7 protein-coding genes are annotated in these 10743 nt (G+C 67.1%); 1 reads left to right on the forward strand and 6 read right to left on the reverse strand.

Annotated elements, in window-relative coordinates:
* Positions 1-3 precede the first annotated feature (3 nt).
* From JWQ81_RS25070 to JWQ81_RS25090, 5 genes are all read right to left on the reverse strand, one after another.
* Positions 4-1008, reverse strand: coding sequence for an alpha/beta fold hydrolase (locus JWQ81_RS25070; RefSeq protein WP_297545142.1), 1005 nt, complete (start codon positions 1006-1008; stop codon positions 4-6).
* Between the two features lie 10 nt (positions 1009-1018).
* Positions 1019-3451 (reverse strand): glycoside hydrolase N-terminal domain-containing protein, encoded by a 2433-nt coding sequence (locus JWQ81_RS25075; RefSeq protein WP_297545144.1) that lies wholly within the window; start codon positions 3449-3451, stop codon positions 1019-1021.
* Positions 3448-4368, reverse strand: coding sequence for a carbohydrate ABC transporter permease (locus tag JWQ81_RS25080; RefSeq protein ID WP_297545146.1), 921 nt, complete (start codon positions 4366-4368; stop codon positions 3448-3450). Before JWQ81_RS25080 ends, JWQ81_RS25075 begins: the two co-directional genes overlap by 4 nt.
* A 12-nt stretch (positions 4369-4380) precedes the next feature.
* Positions 4381-5388 (reverse strand): carbohydrate ABC transporter permease, encoded by a 1008-nt coding sequence (locus JWQ81_RS25085; RefSeq protein WP_297545148.1) that lies wholly within the window; start codon positions 5386-5388, stop codon positions 4381-4383.
* Positions 5389-5509: 121 nt separating this feature from the next.
* Entirely contained in the window at positions 5510-7531 is a 2022-nt protein-coding gene (locus JWQ81_RS25090) for a fibronectin type III domain-containing protein (protein ID WP_297545150.1), read from the reverse strand.
* Positions 7532-7959: 428 nt separating this feature from the next.
* Between JWQ81_RS25090 and JWQ81_RS25095 the strand changes: the two genes are divergently transcribed.
* Entirely contained in the window at positions 7960-9144 is a 1185-nt protein-coding gene (locus tag JWQ81_RS25095) for an ROK family transcriptional regulator (protein ID WP_297545152.1), read from the forward strand.
* 402 nt (positions 9145-9546) lie between these two features.
* On the opposite strand, the gene JWQ81_RS25100 is transcribed toward JWQ81_RS25095, so the two are convergent.
* The coding region (locus tag JWQ81_RS25100) for an HNH endonuclease signature motif containing protein (protein WP_297545154.1) at positions 9547-10743 on the reverse strand (1197 nt) is incomplete at its 5' end.

The following is a 10743-nucleotide window of genomic DNA, read 5'->3' on the forward strand; positions in this document are numbered from 1 at the left end:
TCCTCACGTTGTGCCAGAGAGCGCCGCGATGCCGATCGGGTGGTCATGCCGGAGCAGGGACCGGAAAGCGGGCAGGATGATCGCCAGGTCGTCGGCTCCGCCGGCGTCGTGGCCGTTGTATTCCCAGACGTTGATGCGCTTTTCCCCCGCGTAGCGGTGGTAGGCACCGAAGGCCGTCGACGGCGGGCAGATGTAATCCATCAGCCCGGCTGAGAACCACGCCGGTGCGCGACCGCGGCCGGCGAAGCCGATCCCGTCGAAGTACGAGAGCGTCTCGAAGACCTTGTCCACCGACTTCCGCCGCGCGGCGAGGAAACCGGTGATCTCCGAGTAGGGCGCGGTGCCGGTGATGCGGGTCGCCCGGCGGATGTCGCACAGGAACGGAGATTGTGTGTAGAGCGCGGCCACGTCGGGAACCAGCCCGGCCGCGGCCAGCGCGATCCCGCCGCCCTGGCTGTTGCCGACGACGGCGACCCGTTCGCGGTCGACGGCGTCGAAGCTGCGTACCGCCTCGATCGCCCTGACCGCGTCGGTGAACACGCGCCGGTAGAAGTAGGTCTCCTTGTCCTCGATCCCGCGGGTCAGGAACCCCGGGTACGACGGGCCGCTGCCGACCGGGTCTCCGGTGGCTCCGCCCGCGTAGTCGCCGCCCTGCCCGCGGGTGTCCATGAGCAGGTGCACGTAGCCGGCCGACGCCCACAGCAGGTCTTCCATGGGAGCGCCGCGCCCGCTCGCGTAGCCGTGGAACTGCACGATGGCGGGCAACGGGCCTTCGCGGTCCTTCGGCATCCTCAGCCAGGCTCGGACGGGGTGTCCGCCGAAGCCGGCGAACGTGACGTCGTAGACGTCGATCGTCTGCAGGTGCGCCTCGACGGGCACCACGTGGGCGTCGAGGTCGAACTCCCTCGCCGACGCGCAGGTCGTGCGCCAGAACTCGTCGAAGTCCTCGGGCTCCTCGTAATCGCTGCGGTAGTGCCAGAGCTCGGGCAGGTCCATATCGGTCAACATGGCTGGTCGCTCATCCCCTCGCCTCGGCGTGCCGGCGAAGGGCCGGGTCGAGCCGGACCTCCTGCCCGGCCTCGACCGACACTTCCGCGGTCCGCTCGCGGTAGGCCACCGACGTCGTGCGGTCCGCGCCGAGGCTGCGAATCGTGAGGTCGGTGAGCTCCCCGGCGCGCCAGACCAGGTCGACCTCCAACCCACCTCGGCAGCGAAGCCCGCGGGCCGACCCGTCAGGCCATTCCGCCGGAAGGGCCGGGAGCACTCGCAGCACTGTGCCGTGGCTCTGCACGAGCATCTCGGCGAGCGCCCCCGTGAACCCGTAGTTGCCGTCGATCTGGAACGGCGGGTGGGTGCTGAGGAGGTTGGGCAGCAGACCGCCCCATTCCGAGCCGTCGACAGCCGCGTACCTGGTCGGGTCGCCCGGCAACGGCCGCGTCGCCTCCAACAGCAGCTCACGCGCGGTGCCGGCGTCGCCGAGCCGGGCGCGCAGCGCGACCTTCCACGCCCACGACCAGCCCATCGCGCCGGGACCGCGCCGGTCGAGGAGGTTCCTTGCGGCCACGGCGAGTTCCGGCGTCACGGCCGGGTCGATCTGATCCAGCGGGTAGAGCGCGACCATCTGCGACATGTGCCGGTGGGTCGGGTCCTGCTCGGTGAAATCGTCGACCCACTCCTGGAGCCAGCCACCCGGGGTGATCGCCGGCGGGCGCAGGCGCGGGAGTGCCGCCTCGATCTCGGCACGCACCGCGTCGTCGATGCCGAGCACGTCGGCGGCCTTCAGACACCGGGTGAACAGGGCCCGGATCAGGGACATGTCCATCGCCACCGAGTACGTGAGCGACTCCGGCCCGCCCGCGGCCGACACGAAGAGGTTCTCCGGCGACGTGGACGGGATGGTGTCCAACCAGCCGTCTTCGCCGTCCACCAGCCAGTCGAGGCAGAACTCGGCACACCCCCGGAGCAGTGGCCAGCCCCGCTCGCGCAGGAACGCGGTGTCGAGGGTGAACTCGTAGTGGTCCCAGACGTGCTGGACCAGCCAGACCCCGCCCATCATCCAGATCGCCCACGACGGGTTGCCGTGTCCCCTGCCGACCGGCAGCGCCCAGCCCCACATGTCGGTGTTGTGGTGCCCGACCCACCCGCGCGCGCCATAGAGTTGACGCGCCACCTGAGTGCCGTTGTCCGCGAGCTTGTCGAGCAGGTCGAACAGCGGCGCATGGCACTCGCTGAGGCCGGTGGTCTCGGCGGCCCAGTAGTTCATCTCGGTGTTGATGTTGGTCGTATAGTTCGACGACCAGGCGGGCCTCAGATCGGCGTTCCAGATGCCCTGCAGGTTCGCCGGCGGCCCGGAGCCGGGACGCGAAGACGACGCGAGCAGGTATCGCCCGAGCTGGAAGATCACGGTCGCGGTCAGCAGCTCGTCGTTGCCGGACAGGATGTCGGCGGCCACGTCGAAAGTGCCCGCCCGCCGCGTCCCGATCTCGACGGTGGTCGTGCCGAGCAGCGAACGGAGATCGGCTTCGTGCGAGCGGAGCAGCTCGTCCGTCCCGACAGCGAGAGCGTCGGCAGCGAGAGCTTCAGCCGCCTCCAGGTGCCCTTGTCGCGAAGACACCGGTTCAACCGAACCCGCCCAGACATCCGCGGCGCTGGTCGACGTCGAGAAGGTCAGCAACGCATGCGTCATCCCGGTGACGGTCGCGACGCCGGCCTCGGTGGTCAGCCGCCCGTCGGTGTCGATCCGCAGGGCCATCGCGGCGAACGGGTCATACGAGCCGGTCGGAGTGTCCGCGTAGCGCAGCGGCTCGGCGATGCCTTCTTCGTGCCTCGGCGCGCCGTCGACGGGGACATCGACGCCGAGCGAGAGCCCGGCCCGGTCGGTTACCTGGTGCGCGATCCTCAGCGGGGACGACAGCTCAAGTCGCATGTCGACGGTCCCGGCTTCCACCGCTACGGACACGCAGACCGCCTGCGCCGGACGGCTGACCCAGGTGGACCGTCGGACGGCCTGGCCACCGAAGTCGAGGTCCTCGGCGACAACACCGTTATCGAGGTTCAGCGTGCGGCCGCCGTAGTGCGCCTCTCCTTCGGCGTCGAGCGACATCCAGAGGTCCGCGAACGGCAGGTATTCCTGGCTGTACGGACCTTCGAACGACATCAGCAGCGATTCGGCGCGCCGGTAGTCGGCGTTCCGGATCGCCGCGCGGACCTCGCCGAGCCGGTCCGGTCCGGCCCCGGCGGCGAGGACGTCGGCGAGTGCGGTGGCCGGGCCGTCCGGAGTGCCCGACCACACCGTCGCGTCGTTGAGCTGCCAGCGACTCCGACCGGTGCCGCCGAAGACCATCGCGCCGAGTCTGCCGTTGCCGACCGGTGCCGCTTCGACCCAGCTCGCCGCGGGGTCCGGCCACGCGAGCCGGAGGTCGTCTGGAGCGTCTGCCTGGTGGTTTGTCATTTGAGCCCGCTGAACCCGATCGAGTTGACGATGCGCTTACCGAAGATCATGAAGAGCAGCAGCATGGGGAACGCGGAGATCAGCGTCGCCGCCATCAACCCCGCCCAGTCCGGCGAGGCCTGGGGCGAGGACTGCTTGAACACCCCCAGTGCCAACGTCAGCGGCCGCACGCTGTCGTCGTTGGCGACCAGCAACGGCCAGAAGTAGTCGTTCCAAGTGGTGATGAAGGTCAGGAGCGACAGCGTCGCCATGGGCGCCGCGGACATCGGCAGGATCATCCTGAAGAAGATCCGCATCGGACTCGCGCCGTCGATGATCGCGGCTTCCTCGATCTCCGTACTCAACCCCAACATGAACTGGCGCAGGAAGAAGATGTTGAACGCCGAGAAGAACGCACCCGGCAGGATCAGGCCGCCGAACGAGTTGGTCAGGCCGAGGTCCTTCACCAGTACGAAGTTCGGCAGCAGGGTGAGCACCTGCGGCACCATCAGCGCCGTCAGCAGGATCGAGAACACCGCGTTGCGGCCCTTCCACTGCAAGCGGGAGAAGGCGTAGGCCGCGGCGGCGGAGAAAAACACGATGAGAACAGTCAGCGAGGTCGCGTAGATCATCGAATTCCGCAGGTATAGCGCGGTGTTCAGCGAAGCTCCGGAACCGCCCTGCGCCGCGGCTTCGGCGGTACTCGCCAAGCCGAGCGCGCGTTTGAACGCTCCGAGGGTGAAGCCCACCGGAAGCGGCGACGACGGGTCGGTCGTCAGCGCGTAGTTGTTCGACAGGGCCGTGCGGAGGATCCAGTAGAACGGGAAGAGCGTCACGACCACGATGACGGTGATGTACCCCCAGGCGACGGCTCGCCCTGCTGAGAAGCTCCGCCGACGCCGTGCCGTGTGAGGCACGGGCGCTGTGGTGACAGCCATAGCCAGGCCTCCTTAGTTCGTGTCGGTTTCGTTGGCACGGGTGAGCCGCAGCTGCGTGAAGGTGATCGCGATCATCACCACGAACAGGGCCAGCGACATCGTCGCGGCGTAGCCGAAGTCGAACTGGCTGAACGCCTTGTCGTAGATGTACATCTGGAGCACGTTGGACGCGTTCGCCGGGCCACCCTTGGTCGTCACCTGGACGATGTCGAAGATCTGGAAGGCGTTGATGATGGTCAGGATCACGACCATGGTGAGAATGGGGCGCAGCAACGGGACCGTGAGCCGGCGGAACATCTGGATCTCGGTGGCGCCGTCGATCCGGCCCGCCTCGTAGACCGTCGGCGGGATCGTCTGCAGTCCGGCGAAGATGAGGACCGCGTTGTAGCCCATGTACTTCCAGATGTTGATCGCCGCGAGCGACGGCACCGCCCAGTTCCCGTTGCCGAAGAACAGGATCGGGTGTCCGGTCAACTTGGTGATCAGCACGTTGAGGATGCCGAGCTGCGGGTCGAGCATCCAGGACCAGACGACCGCCGCGACCACGCCGGAGATGAGGAACGGCAGGATGATCATGCCGCGGACCACAGTGGACTTGGTGAGCCGGTGCAGGACCACCGCGGTGGCCAGCGAGATCAGGATCCCGAAGACGACCGACAGCACGACGAAGTAGACGGTCACCCAGAGCGAATGCCAGAAGACGTCGTCGTGGATCAACTCGGTGAAGTTGGCGAGCCCGATCCACTTGGGCGGGCTGAGCACGTGGAAATCGGTGAAGCTCAGATAGATCCCGCGGATGGTCGGATAGGCGAAGAACACCGCGAACCCGAGAATGGCCGGCGAAATGAGCAGCCAGGCCAAGGGGGCGTCGTGCCGGTGGGCCGCGGACGTGCGCTGGTGCTGCTGGCTCTTGCGCCTTTTCCGCCGCCACGGAGCCGGTGAGCCGGCGGGAACGGCTTGGGCTTTGGCGACCGGGAGTCCGACAGGTACGAGCGGGCCCGTCTCAGACGTCGTCGCCACAGCACACTCTCCTTTGAGTAGAAAACTTTCTCGAACCCGCTGGTAGGGGCTGGGGGTTCCCGAGCGGGCGGTGTCCCGACTGCCGTCGTGACAGTCGGGACACCGCTGGTCCTCTCGCGGATTACAGGGTGATCTTGTCCACGTCGTAGACGTATCCGTTGGGGTTGCCGAACTTCAGCGTGTTCGCACCCGCCTTGAGCTGGACGGGCACCGTGACGGACTGGGCCGTACTCCAGTCGTTGTTGTTCGACCCGGCGACCGGCAGGTTGAACGGTGTGCCGTTCACGGTGACGACGGCGATCCGGCTCGAATCGGCGTCCACATAGGACAGCGTCATCAGGTAGGTTCCGGCCGCCGGCACGGTGACGCCGTTGAACGTCATCGAACCGCCGCCACCGATGTTGCCGACCTTGTTGCCGCCGGAGCACCCGGCACAGCTGACGACAGACGCGCCGCCGTCCAGGGTGTTCGTCGCGGCTTCCGCCTCGTAGGACACCGCGCCATCGGTAGCCGGCGTCGTGACGCCGACTGCCTTGCTGGCCGGCGAGCGCAGCCCGAAGCCATCGGTTGCCACCACGGTGAACTGGTACCCGGTCCCCGGCTTGAGGCCCGAAACCGTAACGGTGGTGCCCTTCGTGAACGCGACCTTCTTGCCGCCCGCGTAGACGTCGTAGCCGGAGATCTTGCCGATGCGGTCACCCGACGGGTCCCATGCCAGCGAAACGCTCGACGGGGTCGACGCGGTGCCGTGCACGTTCACCGGCAGCGTCGGGGTGAAGCTGTTCCACGGGGTGATGCGGAGCAGCTTGGAACCGTGGGCAGGCAGGTCGGCGCTGTAGCTGCCGAACGCGTTGCCGACGTCGCTGCGGCTCCACAGGTCACGCACGCCGGCGCCACCGCTGATGCCGAGGTCGCTCCAGTTGGCGGTGACGTTCGCCGGCGCGGCACCGTTGTTGAACAGTGCCACGGTGTAGCTGCCGTCGGCGTTGCGGTTGGACCAAACCTGCTGGTCGGAGGTCTGACTGACCGGCTTGGCCGGGGTGCCGGCCTGGTCGACCGCGATGACCTCGTCGTTGGTCAGCAGCTTGACCCCGTAGTCGTCCAGCTTCGTCAGGTCGTCACCCACGTACAGCGGTGCCGCCTCGATGGCCCACAGCGTCATGTAGCTCTGGCGCTCGGCTTCGGTGAGGCCGTCCATCTGGCCGTTGCCGACGTCGAGCGAGTCGAGGTTGTTCCAGTGGCCGGGGCCGGCGTCGGGGATCCACTGCACGACGTCGTACCAGCGCTGCTTGACCGAGTTGTCCCAGGTCACGATGGTGTCGCAGTAGCACTCGACGTCGGTGTCGATCCGCCAGCCGTTGGAGTACTTCTTCCACGTGTCGGCCTGGTTGTGGCTCAGCGCCCACGAGATCGTGAACTGGATGGACCGTCCGGTCTGCTTCAGCGCCTGCGACCACGCGGCGATGTCGGCCGTGTTGTCGTAGTTGGCGCCGCCCTTAAACGAGCCTGGGCCGACGCCGTCCATCTTGAGGAAGTCGACGTTCCAGCCGGCGAAGACGTTCGCGATCGAGTTCGCGTAGGCCTGGGCGCAGGGGCTGCTGTAGTCGATCTTGTAGTTGGTGTCCCAGCCGTTGGTCAGCCGCAGGTCCGGGTAGACGATGTCCCTGGTCGTGCAGCCGGTCGCGCCCTTGATGACGTTCTTGCCGCCGCCGTAAGCCAGCGGGTCGAGGCCGACGGCGAGATAGATGCCGAGCTTCAGCCCCTTCTTGTGCGCGTAGTCGGCGATGTACTTGATGCCGTCGGGGAAGGTCGACGCCTTCGCGAACGGCAGCCCGTTGACGTCGTAACCGCCGAGCCAGCCCGCGTCGATGTTGACGAAGTTGTAGCCGTGCGACTTCAGCTTGTCCGCCAGGACGTCCGTCTGCTGCAGCACGTGCTGCTCGGTGAGCCAACTCGCCGAGCCAGTGGGGTTGACGCCCGGGTAGTTGGTCGATTCCAGGCTCCAGCTGCTCCAACCCATGTAGGGGGTCTTCGCGAGATTGCTGTACTGGGCCGTGTTCTGCCCGGCGTCCGCCGAGGGCGCGGCAGGCGCGGCGACCGCGGCGGGCGAGGCCGCGACCGCGGTGGACAGCAGGGTCGCCATCGACAACGAGACTGCGAGGGCACCCCGTCCGAGTCTCGAATTCCGGATCCGTGCCGTTCTCTGCCGCACGGATAGACCTGAACGTGCCATGGGATGCTGCTCCATCTCAGTCGCGTCGTTGCTGACCTCTACGGATCCAGCACGCCGCCCTGCCCGGCACGCTGGGGTCTTGCCTGCTGTGTGAAATTGACAAGTGCGGGCCGCCGAAGAACCGCTCGGCGGCCGAGCTCACCGTGGTCAGGCACGGTCGTCAGCCGGGTGCCAGCGGTACTGCTCCGCTGATCTGGCGGGAACTGTAGCCAGACTTTGCTTCCAACGTCAATATAAGATCCGATGAATTCTGGCTCGTCATCGCGCTGTGACCCTCGACGTCCGGCAGCTCAGCGTGACGTCTTCTTTACCTTCCGCTGGAAAGGTAGGCTGCTCCCGTGGATCTCTCCGATCAGGCCCCCGCGGCCGCCCTGGTGTTCCAGACGATGCTCGCCCACGGCCCGCTCACCCGGGCCGAGGTCGGTCGCCGGACCGGTCTGTCCTCCGGCGCGGTCACGAAGGCCGCGACTCCGCTGCTGGACGACGGGTGGATCGTCGAGGTCGGCAGGCCGGCGGGAGACCGGCCCACCGGCAGGCCGGCGACACTGGTGGCGGTCCGGCCGGAGCGGGCGAGCTTCCTCGGGGTCAAGGTCACCGCGGACGAACTCATCGGGGTGATCACCGACCTCACCGCGAAGCCGATGGCCGCGCGACGCGCCAAACTGGACTCACGGGACGTCGATAGCGTCGTCTCGGCCATCGCCCGGCTCGTCAAACGTCTGATCACTGCACCCGGAATCCGCCGCGCGAGCGAAATCCACCGTCTCGGCGTGACGATCTCCGGTGACGTCGACCGGCAGACCGGCACGGTTCACCAGTCACCGTTCCTCAACTGGCATGGTGTCCCGCTGGCGCAGTTGGTCGAGACCGCCACCGGGATACCCACGGTCATCGAAAACGACGTCCGCGCACTCACCGTCGCCGAGCAATGGTTCGGCGCGGGCGCCGGGCTGTCCTCCTTCGCGCTGATCACCGTCGGCGCGGGAATAGGGTGCGGGATCTCTCTGGACGGACGGGTCGTTTCGGGAGCACACGGGGTCTCCGGGGAAGTCGGCCACCTCCCGGTCGGCGACAGCGACCGGACGTGCACCTGCGGCAACACCGGCTGTGTGGAAGCCGTCGCGTCCACGGACGCCATCGTCGAACAGGCCCGCCAGGCCACCGGCAACACCCGGCTGACCATGGCGGAAACCGTCCGGCTCGCCCACGCCGGGGACCCGGGCGTGCGTGAAGTCTTCACCCGTGCCGGCCACGCGCTCGGCCTCGCCCTGGCCTCCGTGGCGAACCTGATCGGCCCGGAACGCATCATCATCTCGGGCGAAGGCGTCGCCTCCTACGACCTGTTCGCCGAGCAGATTCGCCAGACATTCGCCGCCCAGGCATTCGGTGCCGCCGCCGAATGCGAGATCGTCGTCCGGCCGCTCCCGTTCGAAGAATGGGCCCGCGGCGGCGCCGCCGTTGCCGCACAACACCTTTTCGCCCCGTCGAGGAACACCAAGCAGGTCGTTGCCATTCCTCGGTAGGGCGGTTGAGCCGCTCCGGCGTACCGCTGCGTTCCTTTCGCAAGTCGGCGGCGAGTTGCGGCCTGGTCGGGCATGCAACGCGGGTGCAGACGCCATAGCGCCTGGGCTCCTGTCTACTGAAGCAAGGACCGGGGCAGCGAGGGGCGCGCGGTACGATCCGAGCGCCACATCCGTCACGCGGTGGTGCCACCGATGTCGATGTGGGCACTGAGGCTGCTGAGGCTGCTGAGGCTCAGTGCACCCGCTCCCATTCGTATCAGGGCTCCCCCGATTCAGTACCGCTGACGGCGTTAGCAACTCGACGGCGAGTTGCTGTTGTGCCGGGAACGCAGTCAGGGCTCGTCAGTGTCGCGGCCGGATGATCCGGTCGCGGCACTCACGAGCCCTGGGGTGGGTTTTCTGTTACACGTGAACGGTGTTACGCCTCGGTCTTCGAAGCGGATCAAGATAAGCGGGCGGGATGAAGTCCGGTCTCCCGTCACCACCCATCCGCACTTCCCAACCACCACAATGCACAAGACGGTGATGCCGTTCACAAAGGAGGGTCAAGTTGTCCAGATTTGTTGGCCCGCCAAGGATCCAATACACGATATGGTGCCCGTCGCAGTGTTTGGCGTGGCTCTTACAACCGGGAAACGCGCAACCGCGGTCTCTCATGACAAGTCGTCGCCGTTGCCCGGTGGTGATGATGCGCTTGGACCGCCCCAGATCCATCTGTTCACTCTCGGTCCCGAGAACAGCGGGAATGAGCTTGCAGTCACACGCCAACATCCGCGCTTCCGCTGCCGTGATGACGCCACCGTAGTCGAGCATCGCCGTCCCGATCCCGGACTTCAACGTTTCGTAGTCCACGGTGACCGCCACATGGACCCGGTCACCACCATGGGTCGGGATCTCGTCGACGGTCATGGCGAGGCGGATCAGGTCGACGAGAGCGTCGGCGTGGCGTTCCCATTGGCTGCGGGGGTCGCGGCCTTCCTCTTTCGTCGAGTGCGGCTTCGCGAGGGGGTCGAGGGCTGCGCGGAGTTGGGCGTAGGCGAGGTTGTCGAGCTTGCCTTTGAGGGTCGCGGAGCCGTCGCGGTGTTCCTGGAACGACAGCTCCCGCTCCGGTCTCTCCGGCGGATCCTTCGGCTCCGGCCCATCCGGATCCACCGTGTCCAGGATCCGGTCTCCGGCTTTCTTCACCTCGACCGGGGACGCGTTAACGGCAAGGTTGACCAGGATTTTCTCCGCCGCCACCCGATCTTCGTCGGACACGGTCGCGGGAATCGCGGTCATGATTTTCACGATCACGTCCACATGCGCGGGGGTCAGGGCACCGGCCAATGCCGCAAGACCGGTCAGGGGCGCGACTGCGGGAATCTCTGTCCCGTCGATGGCGTACAAGGAGTTGGTGCCGCGGGCACGGACCACGATCTGACGCGCCGCGGGCTCGGACAACCCCGTTGTATGCATCAGCCACTGCACCGTCGAGTTGTACTGATGAGTCGCCTTGATACCGTCGGTTTCGGTTTTGGTGACCACCAGACCCAGCAGCGCGGTGTACCGGTTCATCTCCCGAGTGATCGCACGCGCGTACTCGACCAGTGTCGCCGGATC

It is taken from the genome of Amycolatopsis sp. (assembly GCF_025464955.1).
Classification (GTDB): domain Bacteria; phylum Actinomycetota; class Actinomycetes; order Mycobacteriales; family Pseudonocardiaceae; genus Amycolatopsis.